Origin of the sequence: Bacteroides sp. MSK.20.82 (assembly GCF_019052485.1) — a bacterium.
Lineage (GTDB): Bacteria > Bacteroidota > Bacteroidia > Bacteroidales > Bacteroidaceae > Bacteroides > Bacteroides thetaiotaomicron.
Genome location: NZ_JAHQUN010000002.1, coordinates 259084 through 279418 on the forward strand (window position 1 = coordinate 259084; position 20335 = coordinate 279418).

15 protein-coding genes and 1 pseudogene are annotated in these 20335 nt (G+C 46.5%); 11 read left to right on the top strand and 5 right to left on the bottom strand.

All coding sequences use genetic code 11. From position 1 onward, the window contains the following. The first annotated feature begins 3 nt into the window (after window positions 1-3). Both KTR07_RS03260 and KTR07_RS03265 read left to right on the top strand, forming a co-directional pair. Window positions 4-459, top strand: a complete 456-nt coding sequence (locus tag KTR07_RS03260) for a hypothetical protein (protein WP_032534349.1) — start codon at window positions 4-6, stop codon at window positions 457-459. Window positions 460-465: 6 nt separating this feature from the next. Further along, a complete protein-coding gene (locus KTR07_RS03265) occupies window positions 466-957 on the top strand; it encodes a phage N-6-adenine-methyltransferase (RefSeq protein WP_217315098.1) in 492 nt (163 codons plus the stop codon). 342 nt (window positions 958-1299) lie between these two features. Here the strand turns inward: KTR07_RS03265 and KTR07_RS03270 are convergent, their stop codons facing one another. The 3 genes from KTR07_RS03270 to KTR07_RS03280 form a co-directional block, all read right to left on the bottom strand. Beyond that, window positions 1300-3633 carry a S8 family peptidase gene (locus KTR07_RS03270; RefSeq protein WP_217315099.1) on the bottom strand — a complete coding sequence of 778 codons (2334 nt, stop codon included), beginning with the start codon at window positions 3631-3633 and terminating at the stop codon, window positions 1300-1302. Window positions 3634-3643: 10 nt separating this feature from the next. Further along, window positions 3644-4738 (bottom strand): AAA family ATPase, encoded by a 1095-nt coding sequence (locus KTR07_RS03275; protein WP_121972069.1) that lies wholly within the window; start codon window positions 4736-4738, stop codon window positions 3644-3646. Between the two features lie 520 nt (window positions 4739-5258). After that, window positions 5259-5477 carry a hypothetical protein gene (locus KTR07_RS03280; RefSeq protein WP_146352288.1) on the bottom strand — a complete coding sequence of 73 codons (219 nt, stop codon included), beginning with the start codon at window positions 5475-5477 and terminating at the stop codon, window positions 5259-5261. A 281-nt stretch (window positions 5478-5758) separates the two neighbouring features. Here KTR07_RS03280 and KTR07_RS03285 point away from each other — a divergent pair, with 281 nt between their 5' ends. From KTR07_RS03285 to KTR07_RS03305, 5 genes are all read left to right on the top strand, one after another. Beyond that, on the top strand, window positions 5759-6115 hold the full coding sequence (locus KTR07_RS03285; RefSeq protein WP_121972070.1) for a hypothetical protein: 357 nt from the start codon (window positions 5759-5761) through the stop codon (window positions 6113-6115). A gap of 8 nt (window positions 6116-6123) precedes the next feature. After that, window positions 6124-6312, top strand: a complete 189-nt coding sequence (locus KTR07_RS03290; RefSeq protein WP_226776871.1) for a hypothetical protein — start codon at window positions 6124-6126, stop codon at window positions 6310-6312. A 94-nt stretch (window positions 6313-6406) separates the two neighbouring features. After that, window positions 6407-10249, top strand: coding sequence for a phage tail tape measure protein (locus KTR07_RS03295; RefSeq protein ID WP_217315101.1), 3843 nt, complete (start codon window positions 6407-6409; stop codon window positions 10247-10249). Between the two features lie 14 nt (window positions 10250-10263). After that, window positions 10264-11241 (top strand): DUF6046 domain-containing protein, encoded by a 978-nt coding sequence (locus tag KTR07_RS03300; protein WP_217315103.1) that lies wholly within the window; start codon window positions 10264-10266, stop codon window positions 11239-11241. After that, window positions 11232-12563 (top strand): hypothetical protein, encoded by a 1332-nt coding sequence (locus KTR07_RS03305; protein WP_217315105.1) that lies wholly within the window; start codon window positions 11232-11234, stop codon window positions 12561-12563. Before KTR07_RS03300 ends, KTR07_RS03305 begins: the two co-directional genes overlap by 10 nt. 594 nt (window positions 12564-13157) lie before the next feature. Here KTR07_RS03305 and KTR07_RS03310 read toward each other — a convergent pair. Next, a complete protein-coding gene (locus tag KTR07_RS03310; RefSeq protein ID WP_217315107.1) occupies window positions 13158-14129 on the bottom strand; it encodes a helix-turn-helix domain-containing protein in 972 nt (323 codons plus the stop codon). Between the two features lie 92 nt (window positions 14130-14221). On the opposite strand from KTR07_RS03310, the gene KTR07_RS03315 reads away from it, so the two are divergent. The 4 genes and pseudogenes from KTR07_RS03315 (at window position 14222) to KTR07_RS03330 (ending at window position 17765) form a co-directional block, all read left to right on the top strand. Then, entirely contained in the window at window positions 14222-14827 is a 606-nt protein-coding gene (locus KTR07_RS03315; RefSeq protein WP_121972073.1) for a nitroreductase family protein, read from the top strand. A gap of 119 nt (window positions 14828-14946) precedes the next feature. Then, window positions 14947-15183: a GNAT family N-acetyltransferase gene (locus KTR07_RS03320; protein WP_226776872.1), complete on the top strand. Its 237-nt coding sequence runs from the start codon at window positions 14947-14949 to the stop codon at window positions 15181-15183. A gap of 52 nt (window positions 15184-15235) precedes the next feature. Next, on the top strand, window positions 15236-15946 hold the full coding sequence (locus KTR07_RS03325) for a pirin family protein (protein ID WP_048695751.1): 711 nt from the start codon (window positions 15236-15238) through the stop codon (window positions 15944-15946). A gap of 461 nt (window positions 15947-16407) precedes the next feature. After that, a pseudogene (locus tag KTR07_RS03330) lies at window positions 16408-17765 on the top strand (transposase). A gap of 751 nt (window positions 17766-18516) precedes the next feature. Here KTR07_RS03330 and KTR07_RS03335 read toward each other — a convergent pair. Further along, a complete protein-coding gene (locus KTR07_RS03335; RefSeq protein WP_048695745.1) occupies window positions 18517-20334 on the bottom strand; it encodes an ABC transporter ATP-binding protein in 1818 nt (605 codons plus the stop codon). Between the last annotated feature and the right edge of the window lies 1 nt (window position 20335).

A 20335-nucleotide genomic window follows, 5' to 3' on the forward strand; every position in this document is an offset into this window, starting at 1 on the left:
AAAATGGCAATAATTAATAATGTGGCATATTCATGGTCTATGATAACCCTGTCATCGACCGCCCTGGGAATTGACGAGGGATCTACAACCCTTGAAGGTGTGTCCGCTATCAAGTGGTCGAAAAAACGTAAGGTGGAAAGTAACTATGGCATGGGTGGAAAACCTGTCAGCCGCGGATTCGGAAACATTACCTATACGGCGAGTATCACAATGGACTATGCCACGCAACAATTGTTGCGTTCAGTCTATGGCTCGTTGCTCGAAATTGGTGAGTTCGACCTGATCATCAGCTTTGCCAACCCCATGGCCAGTGATGACTGGACGACCACAACGGTGACACTCAAAGGATGTATCTTTACGGAGGACTGTCTTGAATCGCAGCAGGACGATACCAACATCACGCATGAGTTCGACTTGAATCCGTTTGATATCCAGATAGGTAACGGCGATACAATCTGACTTGTCATGAATGTGACCTTTGAAGGAAAATCTTCCACCGGAAAAAATGAATGGCTTACACCTCCTTATTTGCTTGACAGGTTGGGAGAATTCGATTTGGACCCGTGCTCACCGGTAAACCGTCCATGGAATACGGCGAGGCATCACTACACCGTCGGGGATGACGGGTTACGGCAGCCATGGTTTGGACGGGTGTTTTGTAATCCTCCCTATGACACGCCACTGATTGTCCGCTTTATCCGTAAATGTGTGGAGCACCGGAATGCTATTGCGCTCACTTTTGCCCGCACGGACACCCGGCTGTTTCATGAACTGATATTCCCTTATGCGGACACAGTACTTTTCATCAGGGGGCGGCTCAGGTTCTATCATGTCACCGGAGAGCAGGGAGGCACTGCCGGGGCGCCATCCTGCCTGATCTCCTTCGACAAAGAAAATACTGCCGTTCTGGAAACCTGCGGTATCGAAGGAAAGCTGGTATACCCCAAGCTTTTGTAACCGGTTACCGGTTCTCGACTCGGGAACCGACCTGTTTGTGGGAAGTATAATTCCGGCAAATAAATCGGTTGTGTCTATGGCAGGATTGTTCTTTTTTAATATATACTGAAAACTATGTCCCCCTCATTGATAGAGATATATCTCATCTGGTTGCAAACATATCGGGTGTGGCCGATAACCTTGTTTATAGTACGGTAGAAATATCCACGAATCCAATATTCTATCGGTCTGTTTGCTGTAAAATCACCCGATTGAATAGGCAATGCATCGGCTTCATACTTAGAGAGCCACCGCTAAATAAGCAGATGGCTCTTATTACCTGCAAAGATAAAGAATCTTCATTTATAGATTTTCAGAAGCACTGTTCTCGATCTGTATTGTATTCCTAATCTCGATATCATTATGGGCATAACCTCTGATTGCCAGCAATTTCTTACATTCATTATAGATAACACCTCTTTTCTTAGGATCTTTTATAGTCACTATCAAAACAACCTTTTGCGATATGTCTGTTCCGTCCAATTCTCTGGATACCTCAGCTGCTTGTCTATAAAGTCCTACAAGTTTCAGTGCCCACTTTTTCTCTTGTTGCAATATATTCCTCTTATTGGCAGGTGTCATGTCGCCCAATGACACATGATACTTCTTAATCGGTTGATACTTGTTTCCTTTCTCAATAAGAATCCTTTCATTCGCTTTTTCCGCCTTAAAGGCAGCTTTCTTATAATACAAGTCATTCAATACATTGGCAGAATCCTTGGACATCCTCTCTTCATTCCTCATCATTGATGATTGTGAAAGATCTGCATGGTCAACTTCCGTAAACGTCTCTAAATAAACATCCACCTGACTTTGACAATATTCGCTTCCCTGACTTGCTATCAATACAGGATCAACAGCCAGTGTAACAGTAATATCCCCATAGTAGTATCCTTCATCGTCAACCATACTCTTCGGAAAAGGAAAGTCCAGCGACTGGACATCTATACCCTTATCCATTGTATGACAGAATATCATCGTACTTTCGTCAGAATCGTTCAATAACATGTTGTCCAGGGTGGCAGGGAGACCAAACCCCATCTCGTATTTGAAATTATCCGTTGATTTAGCTATATTTGAAGGATAGAAAGCATTATGTATTAAAATGGCACGAATCAGTAACGGATTAAAAGGAACGCCTAACCGATATTGAATATTTGCAGCCAACGATGCGATTCGTGGTGTGGAAAAGCTGGTTCCACTACACATACAGAACTGCCTGCCATAAATAGAAAAAGCAGAAATGTGAGTATCCCAGTTTCCACCATAATGGACAAGATCAGGCTTGGTATGATTCTCCACCCCTGGGCCAATACGAGAAAATGGACTCCTGTCATTTTCCTCTGCGTCCCGTTCCGTCGTTTTTGCATGAGCTATCGAACCGACCACAAGGCTCATGACAGAATCCGCCCCTTTGTTCAGCCGGAATGATTGACTGGTATCGGCTGGATTGTCAATATTTCCAGCAGACTTGCATATCAATATATTGTATTGCTTTTGAAGGCTGTCCAGCGCTACAGCCAGATCAGAAAAACGATTGTCTTCTATCTGGGCATTTATTCCTTGTGACAAGTTCCATACTTTAACGTCAGAATGGCGTCCCACCGCTTGCTGTATGTTCATCACCAGTTCATTCTCATAAATCCGGGTCTGACCATTGATGATACAGCTAAGTATCTTGCAAGGTCCGCATTGTGTCAAGTCTCTTTTTTCCAAGAAATCACCATAATTGATGATACTGGCTACAGCCGTCCCATGCCTTCTATCTATTTCATCAGGCAGTAGATCAGCTACATTTTCTTCTTTCAACAGCCACGGACGCATATATCCTATGTCTGTCACACCGGAATCAAGCAAACCTACTATGGGATAATCCTGTCCATCCTTAGGGAGCATTATCTCTATTTCACTATCTTCCGGTTCCGGAGCCGCCTGAAATTCGATAGTCGGCATTTTTCTGACAGACAGCACGCCATCCATTCCAACAAGTTCACCGGCATTCTCCCTGGAGATATTTTTCAACTTGAATAATCGCAGTTCACTCGCATAGTTTAATTCTTCGACTTCGACATTATTCTTATTGCAGAAATTAAGCAATAACCTCTTGGAGCGTAGATTCATCTCCGAATTTAAATAATCGACTAACTGAACTTTCAAGACTTCAGCAGATTCAATGGAAGTGTCGGTTATAGGAACATATTTAGTGATGTCCGCAACGGCGGCCAATCCTTTTTGCAGATTCTTGCTGAGATTCTTGTTTTCCGGATTAAATTTCTCAGCAATCGCCTTTAAATCGGCTCTTGTATCTATTTTAACAAGCAGTTTACCAATGTCAGTCGTACCCAAGACATTACGCTTTTTGTTCACATCCACCATGGAATGTATGGCGAACCTATGCGATTTCGCTGTAGCTTCCTTGTTGATATCAACTATAGTCAGGATTGGCAAAGATGTTTCATCCCGTTTTTCAAAGGCATGTTCCAGTTCGGCTATGTGTGCATTGACCCGAAGAATATTGGCTCTTATATTTTCCTCGTTGACCCATTTAGGTAGCCTGGATCCTCCGCCGCCTTCCGTTAGAAACTGGTCCCGTTCCCCACGGAAATGTACTTGCTGAATAGGTAATGTTTTTGACATCTTCTTTATCTTATTTTTTGTCCGACAATGCATTACGCACCTGACGTATGCTGATATTCAACATTTTTGAGATTGTATTCTGTGTAACTCCATAGGTATTGAGGTACACTATAAAATTATCCATAGGTTCATCTTTACCTCCAAATTCGTAAATAGATGCCAGAATCTGTTCATAGTTGATTTCCTTGCTGCCATCAATAATGCTCTTGACTTTCAGTTTGGTTAAAATCGTACAAATGTCCGAAGGGGACAGATCGGCCATGAGTTCAGATATAATCTTCATTCGGTTTTCGTCTTCAAGAATCACACTTTTGAAGCCCTTCAATGTATTTCTGACAATCTGCTTTCTACTGTCTTCATCAGGCAGGCCCACCTCAAGCCTTGTGTAGAAACGCCTCCATACGGCCTTGTCAAGCAGGTCTGGATGATTGGTAGCTGCTATCAGCACAGTGGATGGTGACATTGAATCAATATTCTGAAGAAGACTGTTTATCACACGTTTAAGTTCTCCCAATTCATGGTTGTCATCACGAGCTTTAGCCAGAGCGTCGAATTCATCAAGCAAAAGAATGCACGGCATACTGTTGACATAAGAGAATATCCTGCTTAAATTCTTCGCCGTACTACCCAATAATGAAGACACAATAGCATCAAGGCGGGATACCACCAATGGGAGTCCTGTTTTCTCACTGATGTAATGGGCAATGGAAGTCTTTCCACATCCCGGTGCGCCATAAAGCAGCAATGATTTCCTGATATTCAAGCCCGCCAGTTCCAATTCTGTATCATTCTTTATCAGTTTAATGAATTCCTCCACCTGCTTCTGTACCATATTTGATAATACGATATCAGCTCTGTTCGAGTTCTCCGGAACAATTTCCACTATTTGTAATTTACTGTCCATGTCCAGTGGAACCATGCGCATAGCATCAGCTGTAGCAACATTCTTATGCGTGGACGATTCTATCTGTTCAACTATACACTTAGATAGCTGAACATCTCCGTCGGCTTTCAGCCTCTCAGCCAAACGTATTGCGTAATTGATGATTTTTCGTTTGTCATTCGCCAATCCGCCTTCAATGATTCTTAATATATCTGTTGACATCTTACTGCTTATCGTTTATTTCGATACAAATATAGTATGACTTTTTCTATTATTAGTGTAAAATCAAAGATTTAACCCATAATTAACACAAATCGTAATATATAAAACACAAATCGTAATAATAACCAGAATTATCGTAATATTTAAGTAAACTGCCATTACGGGTAATAACATAAAAGTACTCTCGAGTTGCTTCAATGATTGTTCTTCTGTGCCCCCCTCTAACTCCTGCCGACTTGAAAAAATCAGCATTAGGCAATTCCTCTTTGACAACCTCACAGAAATCGTCAACATCTTTTTTGAGAGTATCGGGCACCATATAAGTGCCTGTCGGGGCAAGCATTGCGACCGGTCTGAAGACATCTTTCCTATGTTTGGCAATATGCCTGCTGTCCACCTGTTATCCCTTGTTTTTCCGTCCGATCATTCCCGGAAAAGTCTTGTATTTCAGATAGATAATGGTTTCAATATTTGCATATGCACCCATATTCCTGTCTGCTGTGGGCAATTGTAATCATCATCATCCGTCAGAATGGAGGACAAGCTTGACAAGTCCGAGATTTCTGGAAAAAAGTTTCACCTGATATGGGAATTCCGAAGCAGCCAACTCCTTGAACCTGTAATGCTCACGCCGCTGTTTCCCTTCGTCCGTTCCTTTTCGATGGGGGGCGCCAAAAACGGCAGCACCCTGTGTATCGTTGATATATTGGCTATTGGCTTGTTTTATGTATATAATCATTTGATTTGCACATAACCATTCATGTTTGAAAATGTGCAAATGCAGTGATTATTTCTTGTTTTACAAATAAATATAACACATTATCTGTTTTTATTTTCTGGGGATCTGGTTCAAACGGACTCTTGACAGGACATGCAGTGTTACGATCAGCCGGTAGTTGCATCACAATATTATGGATAATAAAACCCTATGTTTGGTCCATACCGGATAAAATGTATGCCCATATAATCTTTTCACCGTTCTTTGCCCTACTCTTTTGATGAATCAAAACAATATTCGACATGGACGAAAAAATGCTTTCACTGGAACAGGAAACTAAAATCAAGGAAAAAGCTCTCAAATTGAAAGAAGAGAGGAAGCTCCGTAAAATTTATCCGATGGTGGTCTTCGGAGACACGACCAACGGCGAGAAAGAGACCTACGTAGTTTATATGTCCGAACCGAACTTTCCACAATTCAGCAAATTCATGGCCGCATCCAAAAAAGACGAGGTCATGGCGATGCGCACACTTGCCCGGGACTGTTTTGTGGATGGTGACAAGGAACTTGTGGATGACGAGTCACTTTTCCTTTTCGGACTTATGGGACAACTTTCCGAACTTATCACCACGCGGCAGAGTCTTCTGGTAAACTTATAGGCCGGTGGGTGGTGACGGACGATCAGCGTATCCGCCAGCGGACTGTCTATATCCGCCACTACTTCCCCGGCGTCAACCTTGACACGATCTCTGACGAGGAGTTCGCCATGTTCTCCGAAGAGGCGCTGTGGCTGCACGAGCAGATGCTTGCCAGCCGCATGCCGTTGCCGGTTTCCATGCCGGAGAGGATACCCTGAACGGCCGCTGTAGTCCTCCGGGGGTACGGCGGCTTCGTTTTACCCCCGCCCTTTCCGGTGACACTGCTCTTTTAATGCGACATTCCCTTCAATCATGGTTCAGGAACAAAACTATCAGGTCAATTATACCATCAACGTCGACGCCTCGCAAGGCACCAGACAGGTCATAGCCTTCGGTGAGGCTGTGGGCAAGCTGGTGCAGGCGAAAGCCTCGCTGTCCCCTGCGGTAAACAACATCAAGACAATGATGGACGAAGTTGACCGTGTCTTCCGTACCAAGAATGGGAAGAAGCGTAGTTTTGACTATCGGCTGACTATTGACACGAGGAGCAGTGAGGAGAAGCTGGAACGTGTCAAGAACCTGCTTACGGACATTGCGGCCCTTTCCAAAGGAATCAGCCTGACCATTAATGCGGGACAGGTACTCGGCAGCAAAAAAATCAAGACCGCCGCTAAAAATCTCTACGAGAAGAAAGCGGCGGAGATTCGCAAGGCCGAAATTGAGAAAAATGCGGCCTCTTCAGTAGGTACGATGGTCGATGCCCAGAAGCGCATAACCAAGGCCATCGGCAAAATCAATTCCGCCCTGGTTTCCGTGGAACGCGGCAGGGAGCTGCAAATCAGGACCGATACAGCGGAAAACCGGCTGCAACGTGTGCTTTCCCTGCTGGAACGTATCAAGAGGGAATCCCGCCTGAGCCTGGGCATGCAGGGTGGAATGTCCGTGAGGAGCTTGTTCCCTTCCATTCCCGTGCCTTATGCCCCGGGAACATTCGTCATGCCGGAAAAGGAACAGAAGAAACTGATGGGGCGTCTTTATGTCCGGCAGCAGCTGCATCGCCAGAAACTTGCACATGCCGAGGAGGTTTTTGCTGCGGACCAGCGTCGCAAGACGGAATCGGCCCGGGCCGCCGCAGAGGAGAAACGGCGTGCCGACGAAGCCCGTATCAGGGAACGGGAACGTAAGGATGCCGCCCGCGAAGCGGAGAAGTTACGCCGGCAGACAGAACAGGCACGCCGGAAAGCCGAAACGGAACAGCGCAAGGCGGAGCAGGCAGCAAGAAAACAGGAACAGCGTAATGCGATACAGGCCGTACGGCTGATGCAGCGGGAACATACCGCTGCCGGGACACTTTACCGTAGCAAGCGACGTGCGGCCATCAACCGTATCCAATACTCGAAGGCACCCTCGCTGAGGAGTCTGCCTTTCGCTTCCATGCTGAACGCCTACATGGGCTACAGCCTGGTACGTTCGGAACTGTCTGACGCTGTCGAATATGCCAATATCATGAAGTCGGCCAGATCCATCCTGCGCGTGGCCGACATGGATCTGGGTTCTTTTGAGACCCGCTTCGATGACATGGCCCGCCATGTCCGCAAGATAGGAATCGATACGAAATATACTGCTGTGGAAATCGCCGGCGTCGTCAAGTTCCTTTCCATGGCCGGCATGGATATCGAGACAATCCACAAATCCATCCGGCCGGTCACGAACCTGGCGCTCATCGGGGACAATGACGTGTCCTATATTGCCGACCTGGCCACGAACATCATGGCCGGCTATGATATCCATAACGACAGTATGGATAGTGTGGCGGACATTATTGCGTCGACCATCTCCCGTTCGAATGTCAATATCGTCGAAATAGCGGAATCCTATAAAATGGCCGCCGGTTACCTGCGTATGGCCGGTGTGGAGTTCACGGAAGCCAGTGCCGCCATAGGTCTGCTGGGCAACATGGGGTTGAAAGGCACACTGGCGGGTACCTCGCTGCGGGCCATGTCCACCCGTTTTGCCAAGCCTACGAAAGAGGGGCAGGAGGTTTTGGACCGCCTGGGCGTCAAATTCACGGAAAAGCGGGACGTGGAGGGTGTGCGGGTGGAGAAGTTGCGCCCCATGGCGGACATCTTCGAGGAGCTGAACAGGAAAGGCGCCTCAATGGCGGACATACAGGCGATTTTTGGAAAAATCGGGGGGAATGCGGCTATGATGTTTGTCCGTAATTACGACCGGCTGCGTGCACTCAGTTCCCATAATAGAGGTTCCCAGGGAATATCGGCGGAACTGGCACTTGTAAAGCAGGGTACCACTAAGGGATTGTGGGCGCAGGTTACCTCCCGGATGAGCGAAGGGTTCATGCACGCATTCGAGGTGCTGGAACCCTCGGTACGTGCCGTTCTGCGTTCCTTTCTGGATAAATTCAAGACTCCGGAATTTACCCGCGGACTGGTTTCTGTCGGAAACGCCCTGTTGGACATCTTTGCCGTCATAGGTAATATCGGGGTCTGGGTGGCACGCAATTTCCATTGGATAGAACCGCTTGTTTTTACAGGAGCGGTGGCTGTCCGGCTGTTCAAGGTGGCCGGTGCCCTGACCAATATCGGTATCGCTATGGGCTTTATCGGCAAACAGTCAGCGGCGACGGCGGCCGTCGGCTCCGTACAGGGATTGTTGGATATGGGGAGTCTTAGCAAGATGTCTTTCGGACAAAAGAGGGCCATTGTCTCGGCCATGCAGTCCGCAGGCGTGGCAGGACGGGGAGCTATGACGCGTACCTTGATGTCCGGAGGCGGTGTTGTCGGAGCGAAAGGGGTATTGCAGTCGCTGTTCGCAACACAGGTGGCCACGGGTGGCAGCCTGACAGGCGCAGCCGCCTCTCTGAGTACCATGGGCACGGGGGCGGTGGCTGCCACGGCGGGAATCGCCGCATTGGCCGGTGCTCTGGGCTGGGTGGCATATAAAACCTGGAAGATAAAGGAGGCGAAGGATGCCGTACTGGAAGAAATCACCTCGAACCGCAAGTACCGCTATCCGTCCATAGAAGGCCTCCATTCCTCTTTGAGTAAGACCTACAATATGGCGCTCAAGACAAAACGTGCCGTGGACGAGGTTGTAGCGGGGAAGAGCATCGAAGAGGCTTCGGGACGTAAGATCGGTGCGTTCACATCCAACTGGTGGACGGGATTTCTGGGAGAGTTTGCCATTGCCTCCTCAGAAGGCATGGTGTCGCGCGAGCATATATACAATATGGACAAGGCACGTCAGGACGACATAAGGGAGGCGCTTGTGACCCTCGCCAAGCGGGACAGCCAGACACGCATTGACGCTGCCTACGCCGAATTCGGCAAGATGGGTACGGCACTGGACGTCGATGCCTTCCTTAAAACGGTACAGGAACGTTTCGGTCAGCAGGACAAGGATCTGGACAAGTCACTATGGAACGTAAGGGACGGTAAAATCGTCTATGTGGATGATATTGGTGACAAGCCGGAAGCGGTGGCCGCCCGGACATACGATTACGCCCGGTACATGAACACGCAGACCGTACCGGAGATTATACGGGCCGCAACAGCCTACCGTAACGCCATCTCGAGCGCTGCAGACGCGCAGGAGTTTATGCGTAAGGGCGGTTTCGATTTTAACAGGCTCAGGAGCTGGGGGTTCGAACAGGATGAGAAAGGCCGGTGGAAACAGCGGACATTGGGGCAGGATGCCACGGACGAGCAGCGTATAGACAATATTGCCAACCGTAAACTGGCGCACAATGTCCTTGTCAAATTCTTTTCATCACTCCGGCAAACGTTTGGCGGGTCAGCGGAGGCGGCCGAGAATATCCTTCGTGCAGCAGGATTTACACCCGGACAGTACAGCAACGAACCGGACTCCAACGATACCCGTCCGTTCGACACGAATCCGATCACCAATTCACACCTGGATGATGGAGGTGCCGGCGGAAACTACTCGGGCACGGGCAAACTGTCATCCGCAGCCCCCAAACAAGTTATCGTAAATATCGACAGCCTGCTGAGTGTAAGGACTATCGACCTGATGAAATCAAAGGAGGGACAGACGGAGGAGATACAGAACCTGAAGGAACAACTGGCACAGGCGCTTATTGATGTTGTCCACGACTTTGACGCATCATGGAACGCATAAAAAAACTATAAAAAATGGGAAGACTGATACAAATTGCATCCTCGACCTTGTTAAGCGGGGGGATACTTGGAAACGGTTCGATTGGCAGCTATATCAGCAACTCAGCCCGTCTTGCCATGGGCATGGGGCTGGCCGAGTTGCAGGACGGGCAGGTGCATTATTTCTCCAAACATCATGACCTGCTCAAACGGGCAGCGGTACAAATAACCTCACAAACGACCTACGGATTGTTGCGTTCATATCCCAGATACCTTAAATATTGGGAACAGCAGGTACGGGATAAATACCTTCAGACACAATCACAATCCAGCCTGGCCAACAAGACCGGACAATACTACCGTCTTATCAGCGAGCAGCAGGCCGTGGCACAGAAGAAAAGCCATACCGATTCCATTGTCGGACGGACGGTAGCGGATTTCCTGGAACTCTCCATATCCCAAGAGGGCAAATATTACGACAACAGTGAGTGCAAGGTGCTGCCCAACAGCCAATACGGTCTGGTTACATTCGTGGACCTGGGACCACAGATACAAGTCGGCAGCCGGAACAATATCCTGTTGACACAAGTGCAGGGGCGTGATTATACCCGTAAGGAATATATATCCGGCGGTGACCTTGAGATCACCATCAACGGTAAAATCACATCCAAATATCCGGATGTGTATCCGGAAGCGGAAGTTTCCAGATTTATTAAACTGGTACAATACAAGGGGGTTGTCGATTGTGACAATACGGTATTGCGCCAGTTCAATATCTCACAGCTGATTATACAGGGGTATACGCTTCACCCGACGGACTGTAGGAACGTGCAGCCATATTCACTCAATTGTGTCGCCGTTGAGCCGTCCGAAGCGGTGGAGCTCAAACTGGCCGGGCAGGAAAAGGCCGATACGGCTATCAGGCACACGAACAAATGGATCAAATATGTCAAATTCGGTACGGAGATCATCGATCCCGTCTCATTGCTTAAACTGACACGCCTATGGGTGTAGCCGCAATGGATGTTCTCTGCTGTCGTATTACCATTGGAGATGCCGATCCGTCCAATCCGATGAAGATTCGAAGCGGAGTAGGGATAACGGAGGTTCATACGCTTGAGATTAACGAGAGCTACAAGAAGCTGATCGGGACGGCCAAAGTCACGTTCCCGAAAGGTACCGTATGCCGTTCGACGATTATCGGCAATATGACACTGGAAGGGAAAGACGTGTCCCGGATAACGACAGAGGTCATGCAGGATGGTGTGATTATTGAAAAGCGCAGCACACAACGCCTGGTTGATGAGACGACTTTTAAAGTAGGGCAACGCATCAATATCAAGCTGGGGTATAACGGTGTATTGAAAAATATGTTTGACGGTTACATTACCGGCTACAACTCGGACAGTACATTGGAAATACAATGTGAGAATATGGCCTACAAACTTAAATTGAAACAGGCGCCCCATTTCGAAACTCCGGCAAAAGGGACAACCGTGAATGATGTGCTGGATGGGAAATACAATATCTTGAAAGATACCGGTTTCAAGATACATTCCGATACAAAACGGTTTGATATCCATATCGGCAAGATCAAGGTGACGGATAACTTTACGGTAGCGGACATTCTTTCCGAATGGTCGAAATATAAGATTTATTGTTTTTTGAAATACGACGCTGAGGACGAAGGCGTCATGCCTTCCATTGCTGTCGGACGTCCTTATTCGTCCAGCAAGGCGCAGCCGGTATTTCCGGAAGACGGCCCGGCCGGGCCGTTCAAGATATATTTTAACGAACATGTGGCGCAGAGCAACCTGAAAGTGGTCAAGACCGACCCGAAGTTTCTGGCGGTGACGGGCAAGGCGCTTGGAACGGACGAGAAGTTCTTTGAGGTGACGGTACGCATGAATCCGGAATATGATCCGGCAGTACCGGGCAGCAAGGAGTTCCAAACGGTAAATGCCACCCAAATTTCAAAAAAGACACATAAGGTGACTGGAAACACGACGGCTTCGGGGGCAAAGACCAAAACAAAGGTGGATTTGTCCACCTATACCATCGTACCGTATATGTCACCGCACGTAGGCATCAATTCAGACCGGCTTGTGGAAGAGACAACTGAGTACTTCCGGAATTACAACCTGAATGGAATCACCGGCAATGTGACCATATTCGGGGATTTCGGGCTGTCTCCTGCCGTACAGGTGGAACTGATCGATTTCCGTAACCCGTCCAAGAACGGCGTGTATCTCGTGGAGGAGGTCACGACTACGTTCGGGATTGGAGGGTACAGGCAGCAATTGAGTATTCCGTACAGGATTTATCAGAAGCCCTAATTTGTGGTAAGTAAATAATGAAAACCTGTTTCAGATATTATTCAAATCTGTGCACCTGGTATAATAAGTTTGCATAAATTATTTATATTATGAATGGTAATAGTACTCTGGTATAATGGATATATTTATGGATAGCTTGTCTTATAGTTTTAAAGGTCTTGCCAAGAAGGCTGCCATACGCTCCCGTGCTTGGAGTGATTCCGAAAAAAGGGTTTCTATTGGCTTTTTATCTGCAAGATATTACATATATAAAATTAAAAAGGATAAATATGGACACAAAGATTCAGGGTAGCTAAGGTCAGGTAAGTCCTTGTCAGGCAAGGGTGGCGCTTTTTCCTTTTGCCGGAAAGCATCGGACCTTGGAAGGTGGGACGGATGTCTGCATGAATGAGAATGAACGTCCCGACGATGGATGTTGTAGTGGTTATATCCCCACCTTTCGAATACAATGACTGACCGGCCTTTAATATGCCGGTCAGCCTTGAGTTTTATATATCACTTTTTTATCTTTTAGTGTCTTTGCTATTTAACCATGAATGATTGTTTATGAATATTCTGGATCTCAAAAAAACTCTTTGATATTTGCTGAAATCTCTACTTAGGATATTTTTCTAAACAGGAGTTCTTATTGTTTTTTATGTTGTTTCTGTATTCCGTGGGAGAAACCCCGGCGAATCGCTTGAAAAACTTGCTGAAGGACGCCTGGTCTGTAAAACCGAGGGCATCGGTTATTTTCTGGATGTCGTTTTTTGAACAGGAGAGCATTTTTTTAGCTTCCATGTAGAGTAATCTTGTGATATGTCCATGTATAGTCTCACCCGTCTCTTCTTTGACAATTCTCGACAGGTAAATGCCAGAGACGGACAGGCGTTCCGCGTAAAAACGTATCTTGTGTTGGCGGCGGTAATGCTCAAACAACAGCTCCTTGAACTTGTAGTATATCCAGCTTTTGTTGGATATGGCGGGTGAGGCGTCTTCGATGGAGGAAAAAAAAACGTCCCCCACGTTTAAAATAAAAAAATTACATAAATGACCGTAAATTCCTTCCTGGTGCAAGAGTTCTCCTGTACGGTATCCCCGAAATAGTGAAAAGGTCTTTTTAAAATAGGTGCCGGCATCATTTTTCAAATGTATGGACGCGAATGAATACCTTGTGACAAACTCACACAATTTCCCGTACAGGAATTGGCTGGAAGGCAAGCTGTAGAAAAACGGGGGAGTAAACACGAGGCAGTGCATGGCGTAATCTTCACTCAATTGTTGAAATGTGGCCGTCATGGATGCAGGAATAACAAGCAAATCATTTTTTCCGATATGACACGTGTAATCCCGCGTGTGCCGGGTGTAGACTTTCGCTTTCCCGCTTGTGACCATTAGAAAAAAGAAAGCGTTCTCGCACACGAGTTCTTTTGAGAAACCGGAATACATGATTGTATCGTAAAAAAGAGAGTCGGTCAAAATGCACTTGTCTTTTGACCGGGCAAAATGTTCGATGAGGTTCATAGTTCGATGAGACATGTTGGCGTTTTTTGTTTGCAAATATAGCTTTAGTTTTGTTTTTGACAAATTTTGGTTTGTAATATACTTGATAAAACAGGCCGCCATTCCGTATCTTTGAAAAAAAATACATCAACCTTGTTAAATTAATTATTGTTATTATGCAAATGAATTTTAAAGAAACATTGAAGTACCGGAGAAGTTATTATCACCTGACAAATTCTTCACCTGTATCGGACGAGGCAATAAGAGAGATTCTTGAGTTCGGATTGCTTCACGTTCCGTCCGCTTTCAATTCTCAATCCACCAGGGTCGTGTTGTTGCTGGGAGAACATCATAAAAAATTGTGGATGATCACGAAAGAGATTTTAAGAAAAATGGCGCGTTCTGCGGAAGATTTTACTAGGACGGAAGCGAAAATCGACACGAGTTTTGCCGCCGGTTACGGTACTGTTCTTTTCTTTGAGGATACGGCAGTCGTGAAGAAGTTGCAGGCATCTTTCCCGACATACAAGGAAAGTTTCCCTGTTTGGTCCCAACAGACATCGGCCATGCATCAACTGGTCATTTGGACCATGTTGGAGGACGCCGGTTTCGGGGCTTCCTTGCAGCATTACAATCCATTGATAGATAAAGAGGTGAGGAAAGAGTGGAAAATAAATCCGGATTGGGAGTTGATCGCGCAGATGCCTTTCGGCTCTCCCCTGCAACAGCCCGGGAACAAGGAGTTTACCCCTCTTGATGACCGCTTGATCGTGTTTGATTAAATGCTAATGACAAGAAAAACATGTTTGTTTTTTACCGGAAGACAAGAGATGAATGGAAGAAGATTATAAGTTAGTCGATAACAGCTACACTCGCCAGTATAAATTTCATACCGGCAGGCATGTGGCAAAAAATAGGATACATAAAATCTTCAAACGGAGTCGTGTATTTGACGCGTACCGAAGTCCCGCCGGATTTGAAAAGGCGTAGAATCGGCTACCGGCTTGTTGAAAAGGTTCTGGCAAATGTCGGGCGACAGAGCCGGCGGTTGGTTTCTTTATGCACGTTTGTTGTCATGTGTATACAAAAGTATCCGGGATGGAAACGGCTTCTGCCGGAAGGTTTCCGGGTAAACTGATTTGTTGTAAAATAGATCGAATTCATTAATTGAGAATTTAAAAATTGAAAATATGAAGTATATTGTTGATAAAGCAGAAACGAGAGGTTATTTTGATCATGGGTGGTTGAAAACGTATCACACGTTTAGTTTTGCCGATTATTATAATCCCGGGCGGATGCAGTTTGGCGCGTTGCGCGTGTTGAATGATGACACGGTTGCTCCCGGTAAAGGTTTTGGCATGCATCCGCATAACAACATGGAGGTTGTCTCTATTCCCCTGCAAGGGTATTTGCGGCACGGGGACAACGTGAAAAACGAACGTACCATAACTCCCGGGGAGATTCAGGTCATGAGTACGGGATCCGGCATGTTCCACAGCGAGTATAACGGGAGTATGACCGAGGTCTTGAAGTTCCTGCAGATATGGGTAGTTCCTGGGGTAAGGAACACGGAGCCCAAATATCACAATTATGATATCCGTCCCTTTTTGAAACATAATGAATTATGCACGTTTATCTCCCCGGAAGGCGGGGAGACACCGGCGCACCTGTTGCAGGATGCCTGGTTTTCCATGGGAACCTTCGATGCCGGGCAGGAGATAACATACCGGCTAAATAAAAAAAATACCGGAGTGTATATTTTTGTGCTGGAAGGCAGCATCAATGTACAGGATGTTCCACTTTCTCGTCGCGATGGCATCGGGGTGTGGGAAGTGGAGGAAACTCTGATCAGGTCCGTTTCCGGTTCAAGCGTCTTGGCCATCGAAGTCCCCGTAGAATAAATCACGGAAACATAAATACCATAGTGCATTTGACAAGGGACAGACACAGGGCTCCTTGTCGAATGTTATTTTTACACTGTTGGGTTCAAGTGGCAAATGAATAAACGGAAACTGGAAATATGGTTATATGCCGGACTTTTGTAAACATGAAGACGGGGTGTAAAAAAACAAACAGCCTACTTGGCGGACAGTTGCAGTACTTGTCGGTGCGTCAAGGACGCCAGCCCCCCTCAACAAAAAACTGCAGTTCCGTTTTTGGAACCGCGGAAAGTGGCATACACGTTAACGGCTCGTGTATTCGGGAAATGGACCATAATTAGGGATATTCATTAAATCCTATAAAATTAGCCAACTAATTCATACTAAAAGTATTGCGAGTTAGTTGGCTTTTTTTGTATCTTTAGGTATTCCCCCTAAAATACGGTTTGACAGCCAAAACGGGGGAATATCCACCCTAAGATATGGCGAAGATACAAAATATTTCAGAAATTCACCCTACTTTAGGGTTTACAGAATTCGATATTCTGGAAAAATATCGTAAGAGTTTTCATGCGAGTGAACTTGGCAGTCTTCATTCCGTGTTTCCGTTCGAGAGTATAGCTAAAGAGGTAGGCCTTTCACAATCCCGCTTGGGTCGCAGGAACAGTTTCAGTCCTTCCGCGAAGATAGCCCTTATGGTACTGAAGGCTTATACCGGGTTCTCTGACAGGCTGCAGGTAGAACATCTTAACGGAAACATACATTATCAGCTGTTTTGCGGTATCATGATAGACCCGTCCTTCCCTATAACCAACTACAAGATAATCAGCGCTATCCGTAATGAGGTTGCATCCCGTCTTGACATCGACTCCCTTCAGAAGATTCTTGCCTCACACTGGAAGCCTTATCTTGAGAACCTTCACGTGTGTATGACCGATGCTACATGCTATGAAAGTCATATGCGTTTTCCTACGGACATGAAGCTTCTTTTGGAAAGCATCAAATGGCTCTACCGGCATATCTGCATGCATTGTGGGAAACTCGGCATAAGGCGTCCCCGTAACAAATACACAGATATTGCAGCATCCTATCTGTCCTATTGCAAGAAGAGAAAGAGGAAGGCTTCGAGGACAAGAATGCTGAAACGTCGCATGATCAGACTCCTGGAAAAACTCATCACACAACAGGATGACATTCACAGAGAATACGGCTCTTCACTCACATATACACAGGATTATCAGAAACGGCTTTCCATCATCAGAAAGGTCCTTGTACAGGAAAAGGAACTCTTTGAAGGCAGGAAGGTCAGTAACCGTATTGTCAGTATTGACCGTCATTACGTACGCCCTATCGTAAGGGGCTAGGAGACAAAATCTGTCGAGTTCGGTGCAAAGGCTAATAACATACAGATAGACGGAATCTCGTTCATCGAGCACATCTCTTTCAAGGTATTCAATGAGGGCATACGTCTGAAGGATTGTATCCGTATGCATCAGAAACTGATAAATGTGAGGGTAAGATGTGTGGCCGCCGATTCCATATACGCCAATAATCGGGGCAGGAAGTCTGTACAAAATATGGGATATCAACCTCCTTTGTACGTAAGGGAAGAGCTGCAAAGGACGAGGCGGTGAGGAAGGTTCTCAGGAGTGAACTCTCCAGGGAAAGAGCCACCAGGCTTGAAGGCAGTTTCGGTACGCAAAAACAGCATTACTCACTATCGAAAATCAAAGCACGGAACAGGAAAACAGAAATCCTGTGGATTTTCTTTGGAATACATACGGCAAATGCCATATTGATGATTGATAAAATCAAATACAGACAGAAGAAAGCTGCATAGTATAAGTATAAAGAATCTATTAAAAGAAGTCTCAGGCTTCTTCCGGAACATCGTGCCCAAAAGGAGAAGATTTTAGGTCAGAGAGAAAAAATAGATAATAAAAATGGCATATGAGATGATATTAGCAAGTCATCTTCATATGCCATCTTACTGTTTAAAGACATTTACTGAATATCCCTAATTACCTGCCCGCTAAAATCTTCATGGTGATACAGAACATCTCCTGTTTTCAGGAACCTTCACGAATAACATCAAGGGAGGAGGGCAAACACAATGCCGCTCAGGCGGGAATTGGGGAGGTTACACGACGGGGAGGATGTATGACTTTGCTGTCAGGCTGCCCGTTGGTCCCCGTGAGTGCAAAACTCTCTCTTTTCAAGTTCGGCTTGCTTTACCGTCTCCTCCAAACTGCGCATGGATGTGAAAGCGAATATACCCGGCGTTCGGAAGTTTTTTCAAGATTCTTTCCCGAATTGGAAAAACTGATAACCTCATCAATAATGTCAGCTATTGATGCCTTGCGTTGTTCTGTAGAAGATTGTATTGATGCAATTCTTTCGAAACGAGTAATCTGCACAAGACTTCGGTTCTTCTTCAAACTTGGTGGCAAGTTTTCCTCTAGTTGTTTATCTGGTTCGGTCAGCGCTTGTTTTTTCTTATTAAAGTAAGTAAAAAAAGATAATTACCGACTTGAAAACGAGGTAAGAAATTTACCATCAATTTTGAAGAAGATACAGTCTTTTCATCGCGGTCATTGTTTTCTATGGGCATGAGTTTTCATCTGTTTCTTTCCCCCGATCGTCCATTCTTTGGTCCGGTTATACGTTTTCCACATTTGTGCGTACCGCGCCCCAAGGGCGAGCAACTCCTCGTGCGTACCCGCTTCGGCTATCACTCCTTTATCCATGTACAGGATGCGGTCGGCATTGGTGACTGTACCCAAACGGTGGGCGATGACCAGTACCGTTTTACCTTTTGTCAAATGAGAAAAGGCGTCCAATATCTTGCCTTCGTTTTCAGGATCGGCAAAAGCGGTGGCTTCATCCAGCAGAATTATAGGCGCATCTTTCAAGATGGCACGAGCCAAGGCGATACGTTGCGCCTCACCACCTGAGAGATATGTACCCCCTTCGCCCACCAACGTCTGGTAACCATCGGGCAAGGCTTCTATAAACGTATGGCATTGTGCTGCTTCAGCAGCCCGTGTCACCTCTTCAAAGGTTGCCTCTTGATTGCCCATGCGGATATTCTCTTCGATGGTATCGAAAAAGAGCGTATTGTCCTGAAAAACAAAAGCCACATTGTCCATCAATACCGGAATGGAAATTTCTTTGACAGGTACTCCTCCGACCAGTATTTCTCCTTCTTGAATATCCCAGAATCGGGCGGCAAGCATGGCAACGGTACTTTTGCCTGCCCCCGAAGGACCGACCAATGCTGTTACCGTGCCGGGATGAGCTATGAAAGAGACTGCTTTGAGAACCGGCGTGCTGTCATACGCGAAGGAGACGTCGCGAAACTCCACCGAAGCGTCTCGGGGTTGCCGGGGAACGGCAGGCTCTTCGATTTCATCCATGTAAAGAATATCGTCTATCTTCTGTATACCCATATTATTCTGGTTCAGGAAACCGCCTATCCACAAGAGCTTGAGCACAGGAAAGAAGATCGTCACCCCAAAAAGCAGGAACATCAGTATCACCGGCACGAAAGCCGTATACGAAGCACTTCTCACCAGTAGCCATACCGCCACGGGAATGATGAAAAGTAGTGCTGAAGAGAGTATGGTAAGGAAACCTACATATGTGGGTTGGTATTGTACGTTTACCTCGTTGGCAAATTTGCGGTACTCCTTGATGTCGTCATTGAGTTTGCGATAGGCATTAGTCGATTCGGTGAAGGTCTTCACCACCTGAATACCACGAATATATTCCACAATACTGGCATTCATTCTACCTAAGGTCTCCACGTATCGCCCGGAAACCTCCCGGATTTTTTTGCCGGTGTACATTCTTCCCATCACATAGAATGCCACCGCCAGCACAGCCAATACTACGATAGCCAACCGCCAGTCTACGGCAAACATATAGCTGACGAGAATCAGCGGAAAAAGTACGGCAGTTACGATGTCTGGGATATGGTGGGCAATAAACAGTTCGATACGCTCCACGTCGTCGCCCATTATCTTCTTCAGTTCTCCCGAAGCCCGGCGGGAAAAGAACCCCAAGGGCAAACGAACCATTTTTTGTGCTAGTTGCATTCGTATTTCATACAGAATGTTGAAAGCGGCAATGTGCGAGAGCATGAGGGAAGCAAACGTGAGCACTCCGAAAGCGAAGAAAGCTCCCAAGGCAATATACCCCCACTGCCAGATGTATGCCTTGTCAATTAATGAGGGATCAAGCGCATGCTCAGCCAACTCGATGAGAATATTGTACACCGCTATGATCGGCACAAACTGCATGATGGCGGTAATAACTGCCAGCAACATCGCTCCGATGAGTAGCCGACGTTTAGTGCCGGCAATTTCTATCAACCGTGCCAGCCCGGTCTTACGTTTATTTGTATCCATA